Below are 24,170 nucleotides of genomic sequence, written 5' to 3'. Positions count from 1 at the left end.
CGCCGTCAGCGTCGTCTTCCCGTGGTCAACGTGACCAATGGTCCCGATGTTGACGTGCGGTTTCGTCCGTTCAAACTTTGCCTTTGCCATGATGGCCCTCGCGGAATTGGGGGGCCCGGCACGCCCGGACCCTGATCTAGACAGGGCGCGACTTAGCCATGAAAACCGGAGAAATCAAGCCTCACTTGGCGAATCTGGCGCTCTGCCGTCGCCACGCAACCTTTCGCCCGCCCGTCGCTGGTGCGATCCTTCGGGTGACTCAGTCGAAGACCCCGGCAACGCGACCGAACAGCATGAAGGCGCGCGCGGTGCGGCTGTCGGCCAGTGCGATCAGTTCGGCATCGCTGGCATTGGCCTCGAACTCGGCGAAGGTGCGATCAAAGGTGCGCAGGAAGTGATGCGCCGCATCGCGGAACACCGGATCCTCGCGCATCCGTCCCGCCGTCAACGCCAGCGAAGATCGATCGCGGATCCCGCCCAGACCAGCGATGGCACCGCCCCGCTCGCCATGCGCAAAGCTTCGCCACAATTCGGGCCGGGCGCGGTCGGGCTTGAGGTCATCCATATAGATGCCTTCCTGCGCGAGCAGGGTCAGCGCGTCCTGTGCCGCCCGGATCAGCTTGGCGATCTTGCGATCCTCGAGCGCCAGACGCAGGGCGCGAAAGCCCTCCTTGTCATCGGGACTTTCGGGAAATTGCAGCGCGCGGATGAACTCGGCCACGGAGAGCGGCGGGCGCAGATCCTCGGCCGGGGTGCCAAGCGCCAGCACCGTCTGATCATCGATCGTTGGGGTCGGCCGCGGCGCGGCAAGTGCGGCCTTTCGGTCCGCCAAGGCCTGGCTCAGCATGGAATCGCGACGCGAGGTGAAGGTTGCAAGCGCGGTCTCGGTCGATTTCGCAGACCGCTCGATCTCATCGAGCTTTTTCTCGACCGAGGGCTGGACATGGCTTTGCACCCAGGTCGCCCGCATCGCCTCGACGGCCGATTGCAGCCGCACCGCCTCGGAACGCAGCTCCTGCACCGAACGCAGTGTGGTCACCGCCACCCAGATCACGGCAATGGGCAAAAAGACCATCATCAGCGTCATCACAAGGCCAAGCGTGCCCACCCCTTCGGGGGCAACAAAGATATAGGTCGCCACCGCAATCAGCCAGATGATGCTGAGAGCCGCGGCCACCATCTCTGTCCGGTTGGAACGCGAGACCGGACCCGCCTCGACGGGGGGCGTCGATTGCGGGGTCACGATCTTGCCTTGCCGCTGGTCTGGCATCGCTTGGGCCTCAGATGTAGCGGATGTTCAGCACTTCATAGCTGCGCTCGCCACCCGGCGTCTTCACGTCAACCGTATCACCTTCGTCCTTGCCGATCAGCGCCCGCGCCAAGGGCGACCGCATGTTCAGCAGACCGCGTTCCAGATCGGCCTCGACCTCGCCCACGATCTGATAGGTCTTTTCCTCATCGGTATCGGCATCGACAAGCGTCACTGTCGCGCCGAACTTGATCGGGCCTGACAGCTTTTCGGTGTCGATTACCTCAGCCAGCGACAGGATGCCTTCCAGCTCCTTGATGCGCCCCTCGATGAAGCTCTGCTTTTCGCGGGCAGAGTGATATTCGGCATTTTCCGACAGATCGCCCAACTCGCGCGCCTCGGCAATGGCCTGAATGATGGCGGGCCGCTCCACCGATTTCAGGCGCTTCAGCTCTTCGTCCAGCAATTGGTTGCCGGCACGGGTCATCGGAATCTTTTCCATCTGTCTTCCACGAAAAAAGCAAAGCCACGGCCCTTGCGAGCCATGACTGTGGTGATCGTTGTTGACCCAACTGACCCGAGCGGCAGGCAAAATGCAAGGGGCAGCTGGTGCGACCCTGGCGCAAAACGGCACCTTGTCCACCAAGAGCGGCAAACGGTTCGAAACAATATTACGCCGATACTGCAATGCAGCGATTTGATCTTGCGTCACGATTGACGATGAGGTTCCGTTGCGGCACAGAACTGCGGCATCAAGCGGCGCTTGGCGTGGCCAGAGGGGAGACAGGGATGAGCGTGATCGAACGCGAGGCGATGGAATATGATGTTGTGATCGTTGGCGGTGGCCCTGCGGGCCTGTCTGCGGCGATCCGCCTGAAGCAGCTTGATCCTGATCTGAACGTGGTTCTGCTGGAAAAAGGCTCAGAGGTCGGCGCGCATATCCTGTCGGGCGCGGTGCTCGATACCTGTGGCCTTGATGCCCTGCTGCCCGATTGGCGCAAGATGGACGCGCCGATCAAGACCGAGGTCAAGGAGGACAATTTCTATGTCCTCGGCCCCGCCGGGCAGATGCGCATCCCGAACTGGCCGATGCCGCCCTTCATGAACAACCACGGCAAATACATCGTCTCGATGGCGAATGTCTGCCGCTGGATGGCGCAGGTGGCCGAGGGGCTTGGCGTCGAGATCTTCCCAGGCATGTCCTGCTCGCAGCTGGTCTATGAAGGCGAGCGCGTGGTCGGCGTCGTCGCCGGTGAATTTGGTCTGGGCGAAGATGGCCAACCCGGCCCGGCCTATGAACCGGGGATGGAACTGCGCGGCAAATATGTCTTCCTGGCTGAAGGCGTGCGCGGCAGCCTCTCGAAAGAGGTGATCGCGAAATACGATCTTTCCAAAGGCCATTGCCCGCAAAAGTTCGGCATCGGCATGAAGGAAATCTGGGAGATCGACCCCGCCAAGCACAAGCTGGGCACGGTCACCCATACGATGGGCTGGCCCCTGGGCAGCAATGCGGGTGGCGGATCCTTCATCTACCACCTTGAAAACAATCAAGTCTATGTCGGCTTCGTGGTGCACCTGAACTACCAGAACCCGCATCTTTACCCCTATATGGAATTCCAGCGTTTCAAGCATCATCCGATGGTGGCGGAACTGCTGGAGGGCGGCAAACGCGTGGCTTATGGTGCGCGCGCCATCAGCGAAGGCGGCTGGCAGTCGATGCCCAAGATGGTGGCACCGGGTGTGGCGCTGCTGGGATGTTCGGTCGGCATGGTGAACGTGCCGCGCATCAAGGGCAACCACAACGCCATGCTCTCTGGCAAGGCCGCGGCCGAGGCTGCCCATGACGCGATCAAGGCAGGCCGCGAGGGCGACGAGCTGGCGGCCTATGAGACCGAGGTGCGTGGCGGCCCGATCGGGCAGGATCTGAAGAAGGTCCGCAACGTCAAGCCGCTCTGGTCGAAATTCGGCCTCATCGCCTCGTTGATGGGGGGCGGGCTGGACATGTGGCTGAACGTCATCGGCCTCACCGCCTTCGGCACGCTGAAACACGGCAAGTCGGATGCCGCAGCGACCGGCAAGGCCAAGGATTTCAAGAAGATCGACTATCCCCGCCCCGATGGCAAACTGTCCTTTGACCGGCTGACCAATGTGGCCTTCAGCTTCACCAATCACGATGAAAGCCAGCCCGCCCATCTGAAGCTGAAAGACCCGTCGATCCCGATCAAGTTCACCCTACCGGAATATGATGAGCCGGCGCAGCGTTACTGCCCGGCCGGCGTCTATGAGGTCTTGGGCGAAGGTGCCCATGCCAGCTTCCGCATCAACTTCCAGAACTGCGTCCATTGCAAGACCTGCGACATCAAGGACCCGGCCCAGAACATCAACTGGACCACGCCCCAGGGCGGTGACGGCCCGAATTACCCCAATATGTGATAAACTCTGCGCGACATGCGCGGCTTGCGGGGTGCCTCATCGGCACCCCGCATTGCTTTGGGCCCGACCGCGCCTTAGGGTAGCGCCAAGACCCGGAGGAATTCATGCCCCTGACCCGTTCGGCAACGGCCATCGGCCTTGCGCTTGCCCTGTCTGCGACACCGCTGGCGGCGGAAACCCCTGCAAAGCCGGAGGCAACCGCAGCCGAATCCGCGTCAGAGCAACCGCCAGCTCAACCCAATGCGGGGGCCTATCTCGCCGCGCGCGTTGCCTCGGCGGAAGGGGATTATACCGCCGCGACCCATTGGTTCACCGAGGCGCTGCGCACGGACCCAGACAATCCGATGCTGCTGGAAGGTGCCACCATCGGCGCGATGGGTCAGGGTCGCTTCGGCGAGGCCGCAAAGACCGCACAGCACCTGCTGGATCTGGGGGACAAAAGCCAGATCAGCGCGCTTGCCTTGCTGACCGAGGCTGCAGGGCGCAAGGATTACGCGCGCATCGACCAGTTGATCAAGGATGGTCATGGCGGCGGCGCATTGCTGAACGATCTGGTTCTGGCATGGTCACAGGCCGGGGCGGGACAGGTGACCGAGGCGGTCGAGGCGCTGGACAAGATCGCCAAGACCCCCGACCGCGCGCTGTTTGGGGCCTATCACAAGGCCCTGGCCCTTGCGATGGCAGGCGATTTCGAAAGCGCCGATGCCGCGCTCAATACCGAAGCGGGCAAGGCCGGGCGCGCGCTCCGTCGCGTCGTGCTGGCCCATGCCGAGATCCTGAGCCAGTTGGAACGCAACGAGGATGCGATTGCCCTGCTGGACGAGGTCTTTGCCCCAGGTCAGGATGTGGCCGTGGTCGGGATGCGCGAGCGTCTGACCAATGGCGAGACCTTGCCCTGGACCATCGTGCAGACTCCCGAACAGGGCATGGCCGAGGTGTTCTACACCCTGGCCTCCGCCAGCCGGGGCGAGGCGGAAAGCGGCTACACCCTGCTGCTGAGCCAGGCCGCCGCCTATCTGCGCCCCGACCATACCGAGGCCTTGTTGACCTCTGCCTCGCTGCTGAATGGCAACGGCCAGGCCGATCTTGCGGCCGCGACCTATGCCAAGGTGCCGAGCGACGCGCCAGAGCATTATCTGGCCGAGATCGGCCGGGCCGAGACGCTGATCGCTGCTGGCAAGCCCGATGCCGCGCTGGAGGTGATGCAGGCGCTGTCCAAGGCCTATCCCAAGTTGCGCACCGTGCACGCAACCTATGGCGACATGCTGCGCCGCGAAGAGCGTTACGAGGATGCGACCCTGGCCTATGATGCCGCCATCGCCTTGCTGGGCACGCCCGATGAGGGCGACTGGCGGCTGTTCTTTTCGCGCGGGATCTGCCACGAGCGGCAAAAGCGGTGGGAACTTGGGGAGGCCGATCTACGCAAGGCACTGGAACTGAGCCCCGACCAGCCGCAAGTGCTGAACTATCTCGGCTACAGCATGTTGGAAATGAACAAGGATCTTGATGCGGCCCTGAAACTGATCGAGCGCGCCGTGCAGGTCGAACCCAATAGCGGCGCGATCACCGACAGCCTCGCCTGGGCCTATTTCCGTCTTGGCCGCTATCAGGACGCATTGGCCCCGATGGAGCGCGCCTCGCAGATGGAGCCTGTTGACCCGGTGGTGACCGATCATCTTGGCGATGTCTATTGGGCGGTCGGTCGCCAGTTGGAGGCCCGCTTTCAATGGCGGCGCGCGTTGTCCTATGGCCCCGAGGAAAAGGACGCCAAGCGCATCCGCCTGAAGCTGGAACTGGGTCTTGACAAAGTGCTTGCCTCTGAAGGGGCTGCACCTCTGGAAACCAAGAATGCTTCAAACACTGACTGAATTCGCCCATGCGAAGATCAACCTCTGCCTGCATGTGACCGGGCAGCGCGCAGATGGCTATCACTTCCTTGATTCCCTGGTGGTCTTTGCCGGAATCGGCGACGGCCTGCGCGTGACCGCAGCCGATGACACAGCGCTGAGGATCGACGGCCCCTTTGCGGCGGATGTGCCATGCGGCGAGGACAATCTTGTCCTGCGCGCGGCACGGCTGGTCACCGGCGATCAGGGCGTGGCATTGCACCTGACCAAGCGTCTGCCGCCCGCCAGCGGCATTGGCGGCGGATCAGCGGATGCCGCTGCGGCAATCAGGGCGGTGCTGCGGCTGAATGCGATGCGCGGCAAGGCTGTCCCGGCCACGCCGGATCTGGCACAGCGCATCGGGGCACTGGGTGCCGACCTGCCGGTCTGCCTTGCCTCACATCCAAGCCGGATGCGCGGCATCGGTGAACAATTGGACTGGCTGCCCCCCCTGCCCGAACTGCATGTCGTTCTGGCCAATCCGCGCGTCGAGGTGCCAACACCCGTCGTGTTCAAGGCGCTGTCGCGAAAGGACAATGCCCCTCTGCCCGATACGCTGCCGCAATGGGGCCATGCTGTGGCACTGGCCGAGTGGTTGGCAAGCACCCGCAACGATCTGGAGGCCCCGGCCATCGCCCATGCGCCGGTGATCGCCGATGTGATCGCGGCCCTTGCTGCGCTGCCTGAGGCGCTGTTTGCCCGCATGTCAGGCTCCGGTGCGACCTGCTTTGCGCTCTTCGCCAAAGAGGCGCAGGCGGCAGATGCCGCCGATCTGCTGCGCGAAGCGCGCCCCGATTGGTGGGTGGCAGCGGGCCAGATCTATCCTGGCCGCGCCGATATGCCTCAGTTGATCCGCGAAACGACGTAATCCGCCAGATCGGACAGCATCCCCCGGATCGGATGATCGGGCAGCGTCGCAATGGCGTCACGCGCCTGTCCGGCCCAGGCCAGCGCATCGGCCCGGGCTGCAGCCATCGTGCCATGGCGCGCCATGATTGCCAGCGCCTGCTCCAGATCGCCCTCGGCCTGATGGCCCTTGGCGATGGTGCGTTCCCAGAAGGCGCGCTCTTCCGGGCTGGCTTGCGCCACAGCCTTGATGACCGGCAGGGTCAGCTTGCGTTCGCGGAAATCATCCCCGACATTCTTGCCGATGGTCGCCGAGGTGCCGCCGTAATCCAGCAGGTCATCGGCAATCTGGAAGGCAATGCCAAGCGCATCGCCATAGGTGTAAAGCGCCTTCACCTGCGTGGCATCGGCCCCCGCGATGACGCCGCCCACCTCGGTCGCCGCCGAAAACAGCGCGGCAGTCTTGCCGCGCACCACTTGCAGATAGATGCTTTCCGTCGTCGCCAGATCCTGCGCGGCCGTCAGTTGCAGCACCTCGCCCTCCGCGATGGTCGCAGAGGCGTTGGACAGGATCTCCATCACCCGCATCGAATTGGTCTCGGTCATCAGCTGGAAGCTGCGCGCAAACAGATAGTCTCCCACAAGAACCGAAGACTTGTTATCCCACAACAGATTAGCGGTGGGCCGCCCCCGACGCTGGCTGCTTTCATCCACGACATCATCATGCAGCAGCGTCGCGGTGTGGATAAACTCCACCGTCGCCGCCAGATGGATATGATAGGGGCCGTCATAGCCACAAAGGCGCGCGCTCGCGAGCGTCAGCAGTGGCCGCAACCGCTTGCCACCCGCCTCGACCAGATGGGCGGTCACTTGCGGGATGCGCGGTGCGTGTTCCGATGCCATGCGATCGCGGATCATCGCATTCACCGCTTCCATATCGGCGGCAAGCCAGGTCATCAGACGCTCATGCGGTTTCTGCGCTACCTCGTCCAGCCCCATGCCACCCTCGCCTTTCCCGTATCGACATCCCGGGGGTTTGCCGACAATCCTAGACCCATGAAAGAGATTCTCCGCAGCACGGATCCGACGATCCTCGCCTTTGCCACGGCGCTTCTTGAGGGCGAGGATATAACGGTGTTTCGGCTGGACGTCCACATGAGCATCCTCGAAGGCGGGATCGGATTGTTCCCGCAACGCCTGATGGTTGCAGATCGTGACCTGTTCCGAGCCGAGATCACGCTGCGTGACAATGGCATCGAAACCGGCCGCTGATGTTTACCGAAGATCAACTCTCTGATGACAAGTTCCTTTCGGGACGGTTGCGCTTGTGGCAGCCACTGAAGGGCTATCGCGCGGCAACCGATCCGGTTTTTCTGGCGGCGGCCTGCCGGGCGGGGGCCGGCGAATCCGTGCTGGATCTGGGCTGCGGTGCCGGGGCGGCGGCACTTTGCCTGGCCGCGCGGGTGCCGGATGTCATATTGTCCGGGCTGGAACTGCAGCCCGGCTATGCCGATCTGGCGCGACGCAATGCCGCGCGCAATGGTATCGCGTTCGAGGTGCTGACGGGCGATCTGCGCGCCATGCCGCAGATTCTGCGCCGTGACTTTGACCATGTGATCTGCAACCCACCCTATTATCCGGCGGGTGGCACCCCTTCGCCCATCACGGCACGGGCCACGGCCATGCAGGTGGAGGCTGTGGCGCTGGCGGAATGGATGACCATTGCCGCCCGGCGACTGCGGCCCGGCGGCTGGCTGACCATGATCACCGGCGCCGATGCCTTGCCGGAATTGATGGCGGCTCTTGGCCCGCTGGGCTCTGCCAGCGTGCTGCCACTGGCTGCGCGTGAGGGGCGCGCGGCCAAGCGGGTGATTCTGCGCGCCCGCAAGGGTGGGCGGGCCGCGTTCCGGTTGCTGGCACCCTTCGTTATCCATCACGGCGCATCACATGAGGGCGACCGGGAGGCCTATACGGCGGCTGCGAACCAAATCCTGCGCATGGGGGGTGACCTTTCGGCGCAGTTCGGCTGAATGCCCTGTAATTGCTGCGACGCGGCGGTGACATTTTGATGACAGACGGACAAATCCGTGCTGCAATCAAAAGACCGAACAAGCACAGGAGGTTTGGATGACCGTCGCTTCGCATATCGCCGAACTGAGGAAGAAGCACGAACACCTGTCTGATATGGTGGAGCGGGCCCAGAGGGCACCCGGCACCCCGGATCAGGAAATCGCCACGCTGAAAAAGCAGAAGCTGAAGCTCAAGGAAGAGATCACCCGGCTTTCGGACGCCTGATCCACGCCGCGCGGACCGCAGGACGGTTGGCGCAAATCTGGTGGCCGAACGCCGCCTGACGCATCAGATCCATCACGCCCAGCATGAGAGGGCAGGGCAAATCGGGGCGGCAACCATCGGGTTGTCGCCTTTCTCGTTTGCCCCATTCGGAATGCGAGACGGGGCAGCGTGAAGCAGGCCCGAGAAAGCGGCGACATAAAAAAGGGCCTGCGCAACGCACAGGCCCCGACACTCGTAAGTGGCACCCCGGAATGCCATGACGGAACGGGGAGGCCTTGATCAGACGACGAACTGGCCGCCATTGGCGCTCAGCGTCGAGCCGGTGATGAATCCGGCCTCGTCCGAGGCAAGGAAGACCACGCAACGCGCGATCTCTTCCGGCTCACCCAGACGACCGACCGGGATCAACGGGATGATGCGCTCATTCAGCACTTTCTCATCAATCGCCTTCACCATTTCCGTGGCGATATAGCCGGGGCAGATTGCATTCACGGTGATGCCCGCCCGCGCGCCCTCGGCGGCAAGCGCCTTGGTGAAGCCCAGATCCCCCGCCTTCGCGGCCGAGTAGTTGGCCTGACCCGCCTGCCCCTTCTGGCCATTGATCGACGAGATCGAGATGACACGGCCGAACTTGCGGTCCCGCATCCCCGACCACAGCGGATGCGTCATGTTGAACAGGCCGGTCAGGTTGGTGTCGATGACCTCTTTCCACTGGGTCGGCGTCATCTTGTGAAACATGGCATCGCGGGTGATACCTGCATTGTTCACCAGAACCGAAACCGGGCCAAGATCGGCCTCCACCTTGGCGATGCCTTCGGCGCAGGCGTCGTAATCCGCGACAGACCATTTATAGGTCGGAATGCCGGTTTCCTTGGTAAAGGCAGCGGCGGCCTCATCATTGCCGGCATAATTCGCCGCGACCGCATAACCCGCATTCTTCAATGCGACCGAGATTGCCGCGCCGATCCCGCGCGATCCGCCGGTAACCAAAGCAACTTTCGACATGATTCCTCCAATAGAAACAGTTGTTGGAATCAAACTAACCAAGAAGCAAAACGGGCGCAACATTATTGCGCCCGCCACTTTTCCTATGCAGCATTATTTCGCAGATGCAGAAATCACGCCCGTTCAAGGCACATCGCAACGCCCATACCGCCGCCGATGCACAACGTGGCGAGCCCCTTCTTCGCGCCCGAACGTTTCATCTCGAACAGCAGCGTGTTGAGGATGCGCGCGCCTGAGGCACCGATCGGGTGACCGATGGCGATCGCCCCGCCATTGACGTTCACCTTGGCCGGATCCCAGCCCATATCCTTGTTCACGGCGCAGGCCTGGGCAGCAAAGGCCTCATTGGCCTCGATCAGATCCAGATCGGCAACCGACCAGCCCGCTTTCTGCAGCGCCTTGCGGCTGGCATGGATCGGGCCGACCCCCATGATCGCCGGATCAAGCCCGGCGGTTGCGTAAGATGCGATGCGCGCCAGCGGGGTCAGCCCGCGCTTTGCGGCTTCGGCTTCCGACATCAGCAGCACGCCCGCCGCACCGTCATTGATCCCCGAGGCATTGGCGGCGGTGACCGAGCCATCCTTGGTGAAGGCGGGTTTCAGCTTCTGCATCGCATCCATCGTGGCGCCCAGACGGATATATTCATCTGCTTCGAAGACCACATCGCCCTTCCGGGTCTTGATGGTGAAGGGAATGATCTCGTCCTTGAACTTGCCGGCGGTCTGGGCCGCCTCGGCCTTGTTTTGCGAGGCCAGCGCGAATTCGTCCTGCATATCACGGCTGATCTGCCACTGATTGGCGACATTTTCGGCAGTCTGGCCCATGTGATAACCGTTGAAGGCATCCCAGAGACCGTCCTTGATCATCGAATCGATGAACTTCATGTCGCCCATCTTCTGGCCTGCACGCAGATGCGCGACATGGGGGCTAAGCGACATGCTTTCCTGACCGCCCGCGACAACGATATCCGCATCCCCCAGTTGCACATGCTGCGCCGCGAGGGCCACCGCCCGCAGACCCGAGCCGCAAACCTGATTGAGACTCCAGGCCGATGCCTCTTTGGCAAGCCCCGCCAGAATATGCGCCTGACGTGCCGGGTTCTGCCCCTGGCCGCCGGTCAGAACCTGCCCCAGAATGGTCTCCGACACCTCGGCCTTGTCGATGCCCGCCCGCGCCACCACGGCGTCGATCACCGCCGCGCCCAGCTCGTGCGCCGGGGTATTCGCAAGCGTTCCGTTGAAACTGCCGACGGCGGTGCGCGCCGCGGATACGATAACGACATTCGTCATGACTGGACTTCTCCCTTGGCCGAGGCGACGGGCACGCCGTCGCTTTGCCAAAATGGGTAGGCCGGAACGCCGCGTCTAGCAAGAAAATTGCGCGCGGGCGTGCAGGCACCGGCCGAGTCCCGCCCCCCTCCCGCACCCGGCACATCGTCGGGCCCGGCACATCGTCAGGCTCGGCGCGACTGGGCCTCGGGCATGAAGGCGGGGGTCAGGCTGGGGGCACCGAACAGATAGCCCTGCAGACAATCGACGCCTTCGGCCTGCAGCCACGCAGCCTCTTCCGGGGTTTCCACAGCTTCGGCGATACAGAGCATTTCAAACTGGCGGCCGATGGTCAGCAACGCCCGTGTCAGCACCTGATTGTCGCGATCCACATGGATCTGGCGGATGAACTGGCCATCGATCTTCAGAATGTCGAAGAAGAAATCCTTGAAATAGCGAAAGGCGGTATATCCCGCGCCGAAATCGTCCAACGCAAAGGCAATACCTTCGCGCTGGAGATCATCCATGAAGGCCACCACCACCTCTGGCACCTGCATGACCGAGGTTTCGGTAATTTCGAGAATCAGCCGCTCCCCGATGGTGGGAGAAAGTTGCAGCCCCTTTTTCAGCGTGCGCATCCAGCGCGGATAGCCGATGGAGCGCGCCGACATATTGATCGAGATCCGCACATCTGTATGCCGCGCCAGAATGCGCAAGCCCTGATCCAGCGCAGCGCAATCCAGCTGGCGTCCGATCTCTGTCGATTCGACCGCCGCCATGAAGTCACGCGCCGGGATGACGCGCCCCTTGGGATCCAGCACCCGGACCAGCCCTTCCCAAAACACCGTGCGCCCGGGATCGGCACCGATCACCACCGGCTGAAAGGCCAGCCGCACCCGACCCTGTGCCAGCGCATCGCGCACCATGGCCAGCGTTTCCTGATCCTGTTCGGAAATCACAAAGGCCAGCGGGTTCGAGGCATCCCCCCGCATCCCGGTTTTTCGATCCCCCGCCATGCTATCCTCATCTGGCTCATTCTTCTCGACACAGTGCAGCCGCAAAGGTAAAGACCCGATAAAAGTTCACATTTAGTTCCAATTTTCAGGAATGAGGTCGCGATGCAGGATCGATGCAGCTGGTGTGGGGATGACCCGCTTTATGTCGCCTATCACGATGAGGAATGGGGCCTGCCAGAGCGCGATCCGCGCGCCCTGTTCGAGATGCTGATGCTGGAGGGCTTTCAGGCAGGTTTGAGTTGGATCACCATCCTTCGCAAGCGCGAGAATTTCCGCGCAGCCTTTGCGGGCTTTGATCCCGAAACCCTTGCCGGTTGGGGCGAAGCGGAGGTGGAACGCCTGTTGCAAGATGCCGGCATCGTGCGCCATCGCGGCAAGATCACGGGCACCATTGCAGGCGCGCAAGCCTATCTGCGCATTGAGGCGCGCGAAGGTTTTGCCAACTATCTTTGGAAGTTTGTCGGGAACAAACCGATCCAGAACAGGCTGCGTTCCATGGCCGATGCGCAGGTCGACAGCGCCGAATCGCGTGCAATGTCCAAGGCGCTGAAATCCGAAGGCTTCAAATTCTGCGGGCCGACGATCACCTATGCCTTCATGCAGGCAACAGGCATGGTCAATGACCATATGCTCACCTGCCCCGGTCACGCCAAAGCCGCAGCTCTCGCGGGTTGAGGATTCAGCGCATCAGGGCGGCCAGCACCGCCTTCGCCTCGGCGCTGTTCCAGTCAGCATCGCCGATCAGACGGCCGACCTCCTGCCCCTCAGGGTTCAGGATCACCGTAACCGGCAGGCCCGCCACCCCGATACCGCGCGCAAGTTCCGACTTGGGGTCACGCAGCGCGGTCAGGTGGCCGACCCCAACCTCGGTAAAGAATTTCTCGATGGCGGGCACCGCGTTGCGCCCGGTGGCCACCGTCACCACCTCGAACCCGTCATTGCCCATCGCACGTTGCAAGGCACCCAGCGAAGGCATCTCGTGACGGCAAGGTGGGCACCAGGTGGCCCAGAAATTCACCACCAGCCACTTTCCCTTGTATTCCGTCAGGCTGCGCGGGGCATCATCCAGCCCCAGCAACCCGATGGCAGGCATCTCGCGCGCCTCGGCGAAGTTCAGCTTCTGCATATCGCCCGCGCGCAGGGCATCAGCGGCGGCGATGTCTGCCGCAGCCGGGTTTGCACCGAACATCAAGGCCGTATAAAGAACGGCCATACGAAACGTCAGCATTTCCCCTCCAAAGGCAGGCCCCGATGAGCGCGACCGACAAGACCCAGACCACCGCGACCCCGGACAAGGCGAATGCCATGTGGGGCGGGCGTTTCGAAAGCGGGCCGGATGCCATCATGCAGGCGATCAACGCCTCCATCGGGTTTGACAAGCGGCTTTACGCACAGGACATCGCCGGTTCACGCGCCCATGCCGCGATGCTTGCGGCACAAGGCATTCTGACCAGTAAAGATGCCGAAGCCATTCGGGAAGGCCTGCTCACGGTCTTGTCAGAGATCGAGGCCGGTCAATTCGAATTCCGGGTGGAGCAGGAAGACATCCATATGGCGGTCGAGACCCGCCTGACCGAGATAATCGGCGAGGCGGGCAAGCGCCTGCACACCGGGCGCTCGCGCAATGATCAGGTCGCGGTCGATTTCCGCCTTTGGGTGCGGGCACAATGCGATGCGGCCATCGAAGGGATTACCGCCTTGATGCGTGCCTTTCTGTCGCAGGCCGAGCAGGGTGCCAATTGGGTAATGCCGGGCTTCACGCATCTGCAAACTGCGCAGCCCGTCACCTGGGGCCACCATATGCTGGCCTATGTGGAGATGCTGGCGCGCGACCGCTCGCGGTTCGAAGATGCGCGCCGCCGGATGAACGAATGCCCGCTGGGGGCGGCGGCGCTTGCCGGCACATCCTTCCCGTTGGATCGGCACGCGACCGCCGCTGCGCTTGGCTTTGATCGACCGACCGCCAACAGCCTTGATTCCGTGTCGGACCGCGATTTCGCGCTGGAATTTCTTGCCGCCTCCAGCATCTGCGCCATGCACCTGTCGCGCTTCGCCGAAGAGCTGGTGATCTGGTCCTCGGCACAGTTCCGCTTCGTGAGGCTGTCTGACAAATGGACCACCGGGTCCTCGATCATGCCGCAAAAGAAGAACCCCGATGCGGCAGAACTGCTGCGCGCCAAACTGGGTCGCATCATGGGCGCGACGGTCGCGCTGTTCACCGTGATGAAGGGCCTGCCGCTGACCTATTCCAAGGACATGCAGGAAGACAAGGAACAGGTCTTTGATGCCGCGGACACGCTGATGCTGGGTCTGGCCGCAATGACCGGCATGGTCAGCGACATGGTGGCGCAGACCGCCAATCTGCGCACCGCTGCTGCCAGCGGCTTTTCCACCGCCACCGATCTGGCCGACTGGCTGGTGCGTGAATTGGGCCTGCCCTTCCGCGAGGCGCATCATGTGACCGGCACGCTGGTCGCCATGGCCGAGAAGAAGGGCTGCGATCTGCCCGAACTGACCATGACCGAGATGCAATCCGTTCACGCGCATATAAACCAAAGTGTCTATTCGGTGCTTGGCGTCGACAATTCCGTAAACTCCCGGCAGTCATACGGCGGAACTTCGCCGGATCAGGTGAAGGCGCAAATTGCCCGCTGGCACGGGATTCTTGGCTGAGGCAGCTTGGCCGCCGGGCCAGATCAGGCCCGGTCAAATTTGGAAGATACCATGATGAAACGCATTTCCGCCCCGCTCCTGTTGCTGGCCCTTCTGGCGGCCTGCGGTGCCGATGGCGCACCCGAAACCCCGGGCGCAAAGCCTGGTGTCTCGATCTCGGGTGACGGACGCATCGGCGTGGTGGGCACTCTGTGATCCCGCGCGCGCCGCTGGTATTGGCGATATTTCTGGGTGCGGCGGGATGCGCCGCCCCGGATCCGCATCTGGGCGTCGGTGTCTCGCCCGACGGGGTGGCGGTCACGCCTTCGGTGGGCACCAATGCCGGCCCGGTCCGGCTTGGCGTCAGCCCGTCTGGCGCGCGGGTCAGCACCGGGCTTGGGCCGCTTGGCATCGGGCTCAGGCTCTGACATGTCGGTCTTGCGCGCACTTTATCTGGCCCTGACGCTTGCGGGTGCTGCGCATGGTCTGCACCGGCTGATCGAGGCCGGGGTGCCACCGCTTCTGGATCTGCTCGGCCCGGTCACCGACTGGAATCTGGCCTGTGCCGGGGCGGCGCTGGTGTTCTGGGCGCTTGCCGAAACATGGGTGCGGCGCAACTGGCTGGCGCTGCTGTCATTGCCCGCCACGGCGCTGCTGGGGCTTGGCTGCGGCCTGCCCCTCTATCTGTTTCTGCGCAGCGCCCCGATCCGCTGACCGCCGATTGCGATGCGCGGCAGTTCTGCTATAGCCCACGGAAGATTTTGAGGAGGCGCGCATGGATCATTTTCTGTATCGCAATGGCAGCTTGCACGCAGAGGATGTGCCGCTATCCGAAATCGCGGCCAGCGTCGGGACCCCCTTCTATTGCTATTCCAGCGCCACGCTGACCCGGCATTACCGCCTGTTCAAAGATGCGCTGGATCCGCTGCCCAATATGGTCTGTTTCGCGATCAAGTCGCTATCCAATGTCGCGGTGCTGAAATTGCTGGGCGATCTGGGTGCGGGGATGGATGTGGTCTCTGCCGGGGAATATCTGCGCGCCCGCGCCGCTGGCGTGCCCGGTGACAGGATCGTGTTTTCCGGCGTCGGCAAGACCCGCGAGGAAATGCGGATCGCGCTGGAAGGGGGCATCCGTCAGTTCAATATCGAGAGCGAGCCGGAGATGCGGGCGCTGTCCGAGGTTGCAACTGCGCTTGGCGCAACCGCGCCGATCACCATCCGGGTGAACCCCGATGTCGATGCCCGCACCCATGAAAAGATCGCAACCGGCAAAAGCGAAAACAAGTTTGGCATCCCGATTGCCCGCGCGCGTGAGGTCTATGCCGAAGCCGCCCGTCTGCCCGGCCTGCGCATTGTCGGAATTGACGTGCATATCGGCAGCCAGCTGGTGGAGCTGGAGCCCTTCGAGCAGGCCTATAAAAAGGTCGCAGCCCTGACCGAGACGCTGCGCGCCGATGGCCATACCATCTCGCGTCTGGACCTCGGCGGCGGTTTGGGCATTCCCTATACCCGCTCCAACGAGGCACCGCCCCTGCCGGTGGAATATGGCGCGCTGATAAAGCGCACCCTTGGCCATCTGGGCTGCGAAATCGAGATCGAGCCGGGTCGGCTGATTTCTGGCAATTCCGGCGTGCTGGTCAGCAAGGTCATCTATGTGAAGAACGGCGAAGGCCGCGACTTCCTGATTCTGGATGCGGCGATGAATGATCTGGTCCGCCCGGCGATGTACTCCGCCCATCACGATATCATCGCGGTCACCGAACCGGGGCCCGCCGCCCCGACCCAAGCCTTTGATGTGGTGGGTCCGGTCTGTGAAACCGGCGATACTTTCGCGAAAGCCCGCGAACTTCCGCTGGTGGTCGAGGGCGATCTGGTGGCTTTTCGCTCGGCCGGGGCTTACGGCGCGGTGATGGCCAACGAATATAACTCGCGCCCCCTTGTGCCCGAGGTGCTGGTGCGCGACGATCACTTCGCTGTCATCCGGCCCCGCCCGAGCTATGACGACATGATCAAGCGCGATATCGTGCCAGACTGGCTGTAAAGGCCGCAGGATGTGACGGAGGGAATGGAACAGAGGCAGATCCCCGAAGTGTTGCGGCAGATCCGTTGGCCCTTGCGGCTGACATGGGCCGGGCTTTGGGCGGAGCGTCTGTCCCGCGCGTTCTGGCCGCTTTGGACGGTCGCGCTTCTGACCTTTGCGTTGCTGTCTTTCGGCGTGCAGGATCTTGCTCCGCTTGAGGTGGCATGGGCCGGCCTTGTCGCCCTCAGCCTTGCCGCCCTTGCGACACTCATTCATGGTCTGCGGCGCTTCCGCGCGCCGGGCCGGGCCGAGGCGATGGCGCGGCTTGATGCCACTTTGCCCGGCCAGCCACTATCGGCGCTGTCCGATGACATGGCGATTGGGGGCAGCGATCCGGCCTCTGTCGCGGTCTGGCAGGCGCATCGCGCCAGGATGGCAGCCCGCGCCGTCACCGCGAAACCCGTGCGCCCCGATCTGCAACTGGCCCCGCGCGACCCGTTCGGGCTGCGCTATATGGCGCTGACCGCGTTGGTCTTGGCGCTGTGCTTCGGCTCGATCTGGCGCATCGCCACCGTGACGGGCCTTGGCCCCAATCCGGCTGAAGCGATGATGAACGGCCCGACCTGGGAAGGCTGGGCGCAGCCGCCGCTCCATACCGGCAAGCCCGCGCTTTATCTCAATGATATCACCGATCAAAACCTCAGCCTGCCGCGCGGCACGCGGGTGCAGGTGCGCCTTTATGGTGAGGTCGGCGCGCTGACGCTGACCGAGACGGTCTCTGGAGCCACCACCCCGCCGCCCGCCTCCGACCTGTCGCAGAATTTCGAGGTGATGCAGGATGGTGCCATTGCGATCAATGGATCGGGCGGACGCGAATGGAAGATCGTCGCGCTGAAAGACGCGGCCCCGACCGTGCAGATCAAGGGCGATGTGACGCGCGAACGCGATGGCAAGATGAAGTTGCCCTTCGCGGCGGAAGATGATTTCGGCATCACCTCAGGCACCGCCACCGTGACGCTGGATCTGCCGCAGATAGATCGCCGCTTTGGACTTGCCATCTCCCCCGAGACCCGCCCTGCCCTTGTGATCGATCTGCCGCTGCCGATCAGCGGCAATCGCGCGAAATTCGAGGATGCGTTGATCGAGGATATCTCGCAGCATCCTTTCGCCAATATGCCGGTGCAGGTCCGGCTTGAGGTGAAAGACGCGCAGGGCCAGACCGGGCAAAGCGATGCCCTGTCGGTGGTCCTGCCGGGCAAGCGTTTCTTCGATCCGCTGGCCGCCGCCATCATCGAGATGCGCCGCGATCTGCTGTGGTCGCGCGAGAATGCCACGCGTGCCGCGCAGATCTTCAAGGCGGTGACCCATCTGCCTGATGACCTGATCCGCGACCAGAAGACCTTTGCCCGGCTCAAGGCCGCAATCGCCCGGCTTGATAAGGAAAAGGCCGCGCTGACGCCCGAGATCCGCGACGAGCTGGCGACCGAACTGTGGGAGATTGCGCTGCTGGTCGAAGAGGGCGATCTGGCCTCTGCCCGTGAGCGGCTGGCCCGCGCGCAGGAACGTCTGAATGAGGCGATCCGCAACGGTGCTGATGCCGCAGAAATCCAGAACCTGATGGAAGAGTTGCGCGCTGCAACCGATGATTACATGCGCCTTCTGGCCGAAGAAATGGAGCGCAACCCCGATGGCGCGCAGGCCGATGCAGGTGAACAGATGCAGGTCACCGGCGACCAGATTCAGCAGATGATGGACGAGATCCAGCGCCTGATGGAAGAAGGCAAGATGGCCGAAGCTGCGCAGGCCATGGCCATGCTCCAGCAATTGTTGCAGAACCTGCAAATGACCGAGGGTGGCGGCGGCTCGGGCGGGCCGCGCATTCCCGGCATGAAGGGCTTGCAAGAAACGCTGCGCGATCAGCAGGGCCTGTCGGATGAGGCATTCCGCAATCTGCAACAGGGCACCCCCTCTGAGGGCGATGAGGGGGCGCAGCCTGGTCAGGATGGCCAAAGCCTTGCCGAACGGCAGCGCGCTCTGCGCGAACGGCTTGATCGGCTCAATCAGGGGCAGTTGCCCGGTGCTGGCACCGAGCGCGGTCAGGAAGGCCGTGAGGCACTTGGCGATGCAGAACGCCAGATGGACGAGGCCGAACGCGCCCTGCGCGAAGGCGATCTGTCCGGCGCGCTGGACCGCCAGGCCGAGGCGATGGATGCCCTGCGCCAAGGAATGCGCGCCTTGAATGATGCGCAGGCCCAGGCCGACCGTCAGGGCCAGCCGGGCGAAGATCAAGGCCAGGGGCCGCGCGGCCAACCCGGCGGCCAGCGCGACCCGCTCGGGCGCGAAAGCGGCGAGAATGGCCGCATCGGATCCGATCGCAACCTCTTGCAAGGGCAAGAGGCGCAACGTCGCGCGCAGGACCTTCTGGATGAAATCCGTCGCCGCGCCGGTGAACAGCAGCGCGCCGATACCGAACTGGACTATCTCAAACGCCTGCTCGATTTGTTCTAGGACGCATCCGGCCCGCGCCAATAGCCGATAGGGTCACTCCGCGCGAGGCATCCATGCGACGTGATTGCGCAGATGCTGCCGGGGCTACAGTTTCATGGGAAAGCCCGCAGGCGCTGACCAGAAAAGGTCAGCCCTGCAAGGCACTGGTTACGGCCTGCATCCGGTCATCCAGCCACAGCCGGATGGCATCGATTGCGCCGACATAACCATGTAGCACGCCCGACAAGGCCGGGACCTTTTCCGCCAGCCCCGGCGCGGCGAGGTAAAGCACCACGATCAGAACGGCGAGGCATAGCATGACACCGAAGCCAAGACGAAACCCGCCTTGCCGCGCCCGCGCCGCACCTTCCAGCCCAAGATCTGCATCCCCCTCGCCCTGCTGCGCCGGGCTGAGGGTAGAGTTGATTTCTTCGATATCGGGCAGAAGATCCTTGCCCTTGGGCGGGCGCGTCACCACGGGCTCCGGGACGGTTTCGGCCACCGCATCGGGATCGACGCCTTTCAACTGCGCGATCCGACGGGCGGCGGCACTGATCGGTGCCGGTGCCAAACCCAGTTCGCCCTGGGTTTCCAGGCGGTTCTCATCACGCGCGCGGGCCTGAACCTCGCGGTCAGCCTCTTCGCGCAAGACGGCCATCAGCCCTTCATCCAGCGCCCGTCCCAGCCCCACGGCAGCAGGCGGTGCCGACGGCGCAGGGTCTGCGGGCGATGCAGGTGGCACCAGGTCTGCGGCGGGCGGCGGCGGCGGAACCGGCTCTGCCGGCAGGCTCACTTCGGGTGGGGCCGCCGTTTCTCGCGGCGGGGCATCGTAAAGCTCTGCCTCGGCGGCCTGTGCGGCCAATACTTCCGGCGACAATTGATACCAGGCATGGCCGCAGCTTGAGCATTGCACATCGCGACCTTCTTCCGGGATCGCGTCATCGGCGACCTCGTATTGCGCATCGCAATTGGGGCAAATCAGACGCATCGCACCGCTCCCACCGTTCACCGGCATGTGAATACTGCCTTTCTAGCAACGATGTGTTTCCGTTCCAAGCCCGTCACTTACAGGATTTTCACAATCCGCACCGCCAAAGCGTTGAAACTCCCCTCCATCCGGGCGATTGTGGCCGCCATCTCCAGTGAGATCCGGGATGGATCGGAGGTCAGGGAGCGAACCGTGATTTCATTCGAAAACGTGGCATACAACTATGGCGGCGGCGAGTTGCTGTCGGAAATCTCGCTGCGTCTGGCACCCGGCTCTTTCCACTTCCTGACCGGACCTTCCGGCGCTGGTAAATCCACTTTTCTGAAGCTGTGCTATGCTGAACTGCTGCCGACCGCGGGCCATGTCACCATCTTTGACCGCGAGGTTCACAGCCTGAGCCGTGACGAGGTTGCGCAATCGCGCCGCCGCATCGGTGTGGTGCATCAGGATTGCCGCTTTCTGGATCACTTGCCGCTTGCGGCCAATGTCACCCTGCCCTTGACGGTGTCGAACCGCGAGGTCAGCGGCCAGGATCTGGGCGACCTGCTGACCTGGGTCGGGCTGCGCCATCTGGCCGATGCTGTCCCCCCGTCGCTTTCAGGCGGTGAACGCCAGCGCGCGGCGCTTGCGCGGGCGGTGATCGTGGACCCGGAGGTGATCCTGGCCGACGAACCGACCGGCAACCTTGACTGGGAAATGTCGCTGCGCCTGCTGACGCTGCTGGTGGAGTTGAACCGCATGGGCAAGACCATCGTGGTGGCCACCCATGACCTGAACCTGATCCGTCAGGCCAAGGCGCAGGTTCCGGCGCGGGTGCTGCGCATCCGCAATCGCCGGATCCAGTTGGCGGGGGCAGACCTGTGATTGTGAAAACTGTTTTCACCCGCCTTCTGGGTGGTGACCGCCAGTCTGATCGCGTGGTGCCCCCCTCAGGCCATACCGCCTGGCTGACCTCGTTCACCGCGGGCGCGATGACCTTCTTGGCGGTCTTTGCCCTGGCGCTGTCCCTCGCGGCAGGGCGTATGGCGGAACGCTGGTCCGAGGCGCTGGCCCGCACCGCGACCGTGCGCATCTCCGCCCCGCCGGAACAGCTCGACCTGCAGACGCGTGTGGTGCTGGATGTGCTGGCCACCACGCCGGGCGTCGAGAATGCCCGTGCGCTGAGCGATGAAGAACAGCGCAAGCTGCTGGAGCCTTGGTTTGGTCCTGACCTTCCGGTCGAGGCCCTGCCGATCCCGCGGCTGATCGAACTGACCGAGGCGACCGACGGCTATGACGCCGAAGGCCTGCGCCAACGACTGGCGGCAGAGGCCCCCGGCGCGGTGCTGGATGATCACACCCGCTGGCGCAGGCCGCTGGCCAGTGCGGCGGGACGGCTGCGGCTGCTCGGCATCATGTCCATCGTTCTGATCGGTGGTGCCACCGCCGCCATGATCACATTGGCCGCCAATGCTGCCCTTGCCGCCAATGCCCAGGTGATCGAGGTGCTGCGGCTGGTCGGGGCGCGCGACAGCTATATCGCCCGCGCCTTCGTGCGCCGTTTCACCATCCGGGCCTTTGGCGGCGCGATGGCGGGGGCTGTGGCCGGAATGCTGTGTGTCTTGCTGCTGCCCTCGGCCGAGGCGGCGGGCGGCTTCCTGACCGGGCTTGGCTTCACCGGCTTTGGCTGGCTGTTGCCGCTGGCGCTGCCGGTGATTGCCGCCATCGTGGCCTTCTTCGCCACGCGGCGCGCCGCCCTCAAGAAACTGCGGGGATTGACCTGATGCGCCGTATTCTGCCGCTGCAATGGCTGCTTTCGCTGATCTTCATCGTCCAGATGTATCTGGCCATGTTGGTGATCGGTGTCGCGCTGCTGATCCCGACCTTGCTGAATCGCCGCTACGCCCATACCGCCTGTCGCAGCTTCTGCGCCTGGGTGCGGCTGTCGCTCCGGGTTCTGTGCGGGCTGGACACGCAGATACGCGGCCCGGTGCCGCAATCCGAGGTCTTGATCGCCGCCAAGCACCAGAGCTTTCTCGACATCATCATGATTTTCGGCGCGGTGCCGCGCGGCAAATTCATCATGAAAAAGGAACTGGTCTGGGCACCGATCCTTGGCTGGTATGCGCTGCGCATCGGCTGTGTGCCGGTGGATCGCGGCAAGCGTGGGGCAGCCATTACCCGGATGATGGCCGATGTCCGCTCGGGCACCAGCCTGCCGGGACAGTTGATCATCTATCCGCAAGGCACGCGCGTGGCACCCGGGGTGAAAGCCCCCTATAAAGTCGGCACCGCGCTGTTGTATCAGCAGTTGGGGCAGGATTGCGTCCCGGTCGCCACCAATGTCGGCCTGTTCTGGCCCAAACGTGGCATCCTGCGCCACCCCGGCACCGCGGTAGTGGAGTTTCTGCCCGCCATCCCACCGGGCCTTGACAATGCAGGCTTCATGGCACGGCTGGAGCGGGAGGTGGAAACCACATCTGACCGGCTGATGCAGGACGCAATGCGCGGCTGAGGCCAACCGCTCCGCATCTGGCGGCGGTCAGAAGCAGTTATCAGGCGAATTTCAGCGCCGCGACCCCGCCCAGAATGGCAAGAATGCCAAAGACTCGCAGCGGATTGACAGGTTCGTTCATCAAGATGACGGCGGCAATTGCGGTTCCGACCGTGCCTATACCGACCCAGACGGCATAGGCAGTGCCCACCGGCAGATCCTGCATTGCCCGGCTCAACAGCCAAAAACTGGCAAGCGCGCCGATCACTGTCAGCGCGCTCGGTATGGGACGTGTGAAGCCTTCGGAGTATTTCAGGCCAAGCGCCCAGCCGGTTTCCAGCAGTCCTGCAAGGATCACCAGAATCCAGGGGCTCATGCCGCGAGGCCCTTGCCGCCCATATCAAGGAATTTCTGACGGCGCTCCTTGATCAGCGTCTCGGGCTTCTTGCCGGCCAGTTCTTTCAGCATGGTCTCGATCGCCTTGCCGACAGCCTCCACCGTTTCCTTACGGCCGCGCTGCGCGCCCCCGACGGGCTCTTTGATGATGCGGTCCACCACGCCCAGCTTCTGCAGATCCTGTGCCGTCAGCCGCATCTGTTCTGCAGCCTCGCGCATCTTTTCGGCATCTTTCCAAAGGATCGAGGCGCAGCCCTCTGGCGTAATCACCGAATAGACCGAATGTTCCAGCATGGCCACGCGATTGGCGGTCGCAAAGGCCACAGCACCGCCTGAGCCCCCCTCGCCGATGATGATCGAAATCAACGGCACGCCGATCTGCAGACATTTCTCGGTGGACCGCGCAATGGCCTCGGCCTGACCGCGCTCTTCGGCGCCCTTGCCCGGATAGGCCCCGGGCGTGTCGACCAGCGTGATCACCGGAAGGCCGAAGCGATGCGCCATATCCATCAGACGGATCGCCTTGCGATAGCCCTCGGGGCGGGCCATGCCGAAATTGCGCTCGATCCGCGATTTCGTATCATTGCCCTTCTCCTGCCCGATCACCAGCACCGGCTGATCGTTGAAGCGGGCAAGGCCACCCATCACCGCATGGTCATCAGCAAAGGCACGGTCGCCGGCCAGCGGGGTATATTCGGTGAACAGCGCGTCCACATAATCCTTGCAATGCGGGCGGTCGGGGTGGCGCGCCACCAGACATTTGCGCCAGGGCGTCAGATCCTTGTAAAGATCCTTCAGCAGCACCTCTGCCTTGCGGTCCAGCGCCGCCGCCTCTTTCTCGACATCCATCTCCTTGTTGGACCGCGCCAAGGCCCGCAGCTCCTCGGCCTTGCCTTCGATCTCGGCGAGGGGCTTTTCGAATTCGAGATAGTTCATCAGGCGCACCTCAAGGGGGACATCGCGGAAACGGTTTCTATATGGCCGTAGCGGGGCAAAGATGCAACCGCGTCAACGGACGCAACCGCGCCGGGGGCTGACGTTGCAGCGGGGCGCTTCGCCCCCGCACCCCCGAGGATATTTGAGAACAGGTGATCGGACGGCACATTCTGCCCCTATTCATCTGTTCAGAAATATCCCGGGGTGAATTGCGCGCAGC

General features: G+C 63.4%; 27 protein-coding genes. 16 read left to right on the top strand and 11 right to left on the bottom strand.

Translation table 11 applies throughout. The annotated features are described in order from the left end of the window. The 3 genes from GBJ34_RS01210 to greA form a co-directional block, all read right to left on the bottom strand. Positions 1–90 (bottom strand): GTP-binding protein (locus tag GBJ34_RS01210; RefSeq protein ID WP_217643993.1); only part of this gene is annotated, 90 nt, incomplete at its 3' end. 169 nt (positions 91–259) lie between these two features. Then, positions 260–1,270: a hypothetical protein gene (locus GBJ34_RS01205; protein ID WP_151717427.1), complete on the bottom strand. Its 1,011-nt coding sequence runs from the start codon at positions 1,268–1,270 to the stop codon at positions 260–262. 10 nt (positions 1,271–1,280) lie between these two features. Further along, a complete protein-coding gene (gene greA, locus GBJ34_RS01200) occupies positions 1,281–1,751 on the bottom strand; it encodes a transcription elongation factor GreA (RefSeq protein WP_151717426.1) in 471 nt (156 codons plus the stop codon). 287 nt (positions 1,752–2,038) lie between these two features. Between greA and GBJ34_RS01195 the strand changes: the two genes are divergently transcribed. The 3 genes from GBJ34_RS01195 to GBJ34_RS01185 all read left to right on the top strand — a co-directional run bounded on the left by GBJ34_RS01195 (position 2,039) and on the right by GBJ34_RS01185 (position 6,436). Further along, positions 2,039–3,682, top strand: coding sequence for an electron transfer flavoprotein-ubiquinone oxidoreductase (locus tag GBJ34_RS01195; protein WP_151717425.1), 1,644 nt, complete (start codon positions 2,039–2,041; stop codon positions 3,680–3,682). A 104-nt stretch (positions 3,683–3,786) separates the two neighbouring features. Continuing rightward, complete coding sequence (locus GBJ34_RS01190; RefSeq protein ID WP_151717424.1) at positions 3,787–5,550, top strand: tetratricopeptide repeat protein; 1,764 nt, start codon at positions 3,787–3,789, stop codon at positions 5,548–5,550. Then, positions 5,543–6,436, top strand: a complete 894-nt coding sequence (locus GBJ34_RS01185) for a 4-(cytidine 5'-diphospho)-2-C-methyl-D-erythritol kinase (RefSeq protein ID WP_151717434.1) — start codon at positions 5,543–5,545, stop codon at positions 6,434–6,436. Before GBJ34_RS01190 ends, GBJ34_RS01185 begins: the two co-directional genes overlap by 8 nt. Here the strand turns inward: GBJ34_RS01185 and GBJ34_RS01180 are convergent. Continuing rightward, positions 6,412–7,413, bottom strand: coding sequence for a polyprenyl synthetase family protein (locus GBJ34_RS01180; RefSeq protein ID WP_151717423.1), 1,002 nt, complete (start codon positions 7,411–7,413; stop codon positions 6,412–6,414). The two genes, GBJ34_RS01185 and GBJ34_RS01180, sit on opposite strands and share 25 nt — an antisense overlap. Positions 7,414–7,470: 57 nt before the next feature. On the opposite strand from GBJ34_RS01180, the gene GBJ34_RS01175 reads away from it, so the two are divergent. The 3 genes from GBJ34_RS01175 (at position 7,471) to GBJ34_RS01165 (ending at position 8,709) form a co-directional block, all read left to right on the top strand. Beyond that, a complete protein-coding gene (locus tag GBJ34_RS01175; protein ID WP_151717422.1) occupies positions 7,471–7,686 on the top strand; it encodes a putative signal transducing protein in 216 nt (71 codons plus the stop codon). After that, on the top strand, positions 7,686–8,444 hold the full coding sequence (locus GBJ34_RS01170) for a tRNA1(Val) (adenine(37)-N6)-methyltransferase (protein WP_151717421.1): 759 nt from the start codon (positions 7,686–7,688) through the stop codon (positions 8,442–8,444). The genes GBJ34_RS01175 and GBJ34_RS01170 overlap by 1 nt, the downstream gene beginning before the upstream one ends. Before the next feature lie 97 nt (positions 8,445–8,541). Further along, the gene (locus GBJ34_RS01165; RefSeq protein WP_151717420.1) at positions 8,542–8,709 is read left to right on the top strand and encodes a YdcH family protein; all 168 of its coding nucleotides are present in this window, start codon (positions 8,542–8,544) and stop codon (positions 8,707–8,709) included. Positions 8,710–8,988: 279 nt separating this feature from the next. Here GBJ34_RS01165 and phbB read toward each other — a convergent pair whose 3' ends face one another. The 3 genes from phbB to GBJ34_RS01150 form a co-directional block, all read right to left on the bottom strand. Then, positions 8,989–9,714, bottom strand: a complete 726-nt coding sequence (gene phbB / locus GBJ34_RS01160) for an acetoacetyl-CoA reductase (protein WP_151717419.1) — start codon at positions 9,712–9,714, stop codon at positions 8,989–8,991. 113 nt (positions 9,715–9,827) lie between these two features. Continuing rightward, a complete protein-coding gene (locus GBJ34_RS01155; protein WP_151717418.1) occupies positions 9,828–11,003 on the bottom strand; it encodes an acetyl-CoA C-acetyltransferase in 1,176 nt (391 codons plus the stop codon). 164 nt (positions 11,004–11,167) lie between these two features. Further along, positions 11,168–11,998 (bottom strand): EAL domain-containing protein, encoded by an 831-nt coding sequence (locus GBJ34_RS01150; protein WP_151717417.1) that lies wholly within the window; start codon positions 11,996–11,998, stop codon positions 11,168–11,170. 102 nt (positions 11,999–12,100) lie between these two features. Between GBJ34_RS01150 and GBJ34_RS01145 the strand changes: the two genes are divergently transcribed. Continuing rightward, positions 12,101–12,673, top strand: coding sequence for a DNA-3-methyladenine glycosylase I (locus GBJ34_RS01145; protein WP_151717416.1), 573 nt, complete (start codon positions 12,101–12,103; stop codon positions 12,671–12,673). 4 nt (positions 12,674–12,677) lie between these two features. Here the strand turns inward: GBJ34_RS01145 and GBJ34_RS01140 are convergent, their stop codons facing one another. Continuing rightward, positions 12,678–13,226 (bottom strand): TlpA family protein disulfide reductase, encoded by a 549-nt coding sequence (locus tag GBJ34_RS01140; RefSeq protein WP_151717415.1) that lies wholly within the window; start codon positions 13,224–13,226, stop codon positions 12,678–12,680. A 23-nt stretch (positions 13,227–13,249) separates the two neighbouring features. On the opposite strand from GBJ34_RS01140, the gene argH reads away from it, so the two are divergent. From argH to GBJ34_RS01115, 6 genes are all read left to right on the top strand, one after another. Further along, entirely contained in the window at positions 13,250–14,671 is a 1,422-nt protein-coding gene (gene argH, locus GBJ34_RS01135) for an argininosuccinate lyase (RefSeq protein ID WP_151717414.1), read from the top strand. Positions 14,672–14,722: 51 nt separating this feature from the next. After that, entirely contained in the window at positions 14,723–14,866 is a 144-nt protein-coding gene (locus GBJ34_RS20415; RefSeq protein ID WP_192931071.1) for a hypothetical protein, read from the top strand. Next, entirely contained in the window at positions 14,863–15,078 is a 216-nt protein-coding gene (locus GBJ34_RS01130; protein WP_226341003.1) for a hypothetical protein, read from the top strand. Before GBJ34_RS20415 ends, GBJ34_RS01130 begins: the two co-directional genes overlap by 4 nt. A 1-nt stretch (position 15,079) precedes the next feature. Continuing rightward, a complete protein-coding gene (locus GBJ34_RS01125; protein WP_151717413.1) occupies positions 15,080–15,364 on the top strand; it encodes a DUF2834 domain-containing protein in 285 nt (94 codons plus the stop codon). Between the two features lie 61 nt (positions 15,365–15,425). Further along, complete coding sequence (gene lysA / locus GBJ34_RS01120; RefSeq protein ID WP_151717412.1) at positions 15,426–16,691, top strand: diaminopimelate decarboxylase; 1,266 nt, start codon at positions 15,426–15,428, stop codon at positions 16,689–16,691. Between the two features lie 24 nt (positions 16,692–16,715). Further along, positions 16,716–19,178 (top strand): DUF4175 domain-containing protein, encoded by a 2,463-nt coding sequence (locus GBJ34_RS01115; protein WP_151717411.1) that lies wholly within the window; start codon positions 16,716–16,718, stop codon positions 19,176–19,178. 127 nt (positions 19,179–19,305) lie between these two features. Here GBJ34_RS01115 and GBJ34_RS01110 read toward each other — a convergent pair whose 3' ends face one another. Beyond that, positions 19,306–20,145 carry a zinc-ribbon domain-containing protein gene (locus GBJ34_RS01110; protein ID WP_192931067.1) on the bottom strand — a complete coding sequence of 280 codons (840 nt, stop codon included), beginning with the start codon at positions 20,143–20,145 and terminating at the stop codon, positions 19,306–19,308. Positions 20,146–20,337: 192 nt separating this feature from the next. On the opposite strand from GBJ34_RS01110, the gene GBJ34_RS01105 reads away from it, so the two are divergent. From GBJ34_RS01105 to GBJ34_RS01095, 3 genes are read left to right on the top strand one after another with little or no spacing between them, the layout of a single operon-like run. Then, the gene (locus GBJ34_RS01105; RefSeq protein WP_151717409.1) at positions 20,338–21,009 is read left to right on the top strand and encodes a cell division ATP-binding protein FtsE; all 672 of its coding nucleotides are present in this window, start codon (positions 20,338–20,340) and stop codon (positions 21,007–21,009) included. A 2-nt stretch (positions 21,010–21,011) separates the two neighbouring features. Further along, positions 21,012–21,908, top strand: coding sequence for a cell division protein FtsX (locus GBJ34_RS01100; RefSeq protein ID WP_226341002.1), 897 nt, complete (start codon positions 21,012–21,014; stop codon positions 21,906–21,908). Next, a complete protein-coding gene (locus tag GBJ34_RS01095; protein ID WP_226341001.1) occupies positions 21,908–22,639 on the top strand; it encodes a lysophospholipid acyltransferase family protein in 732 nt (243 codons plus the stop codon). The genes GBJ34_RS01100 and GBJ34_RS01095 overlap by 1 nt, the downstream gene beginning before the upstream one ends. A gap of 40 nt (positions 22,640–22,679) precedes the next feature. Here GBJ34_RS01095 and GBJ34_RS01090 read toward each other — a convergent pair whose 3' ends face one another. After that, the gene (locus GBJ34_RS01090) at positions 22,680–22,994 is read right to left on the bottom strand and encodes a DMT family transporter (RefSeq protein ID WP_151717407.1); all 315 of its coding nucleotides are present in this window, start codon (positions 22,992–22,994) and stop codon (positions 22,680–22,682) included. Continuing rightward, entirely contained in the window at positions 22,991–23,950 is a 960-nt protein-coding gene (locus GBJ34_RS01085) for an acetyl-CoA carboxylase carboxyltransferase subunit alpha (RefSeq protein WP_151717406.1), read from the bottom strand. The genes GBJ34_RS01090 and GBJ34_RS01085 overlap by 4 nt, the downstream gene beginning before the upstream one ends. Positions 23,951–24,170 lie beyond the last annotated feature (220 nt).

The organism is Gemmobacter serpentinus, assembly GCF_008973825.1.
GTDB classification, from domain to species: Bacteria; Pseudomonadota; Alphaproteobacteria; order Rhodobacterales; family Rhodobacteraceae; genus Gemmobacter; species Gemmobacter serpentinus.
Note: the sequence above shows the minus strand (reverse complement) of the source record. Positions and strands in the feature narration are given on the sequence as shown.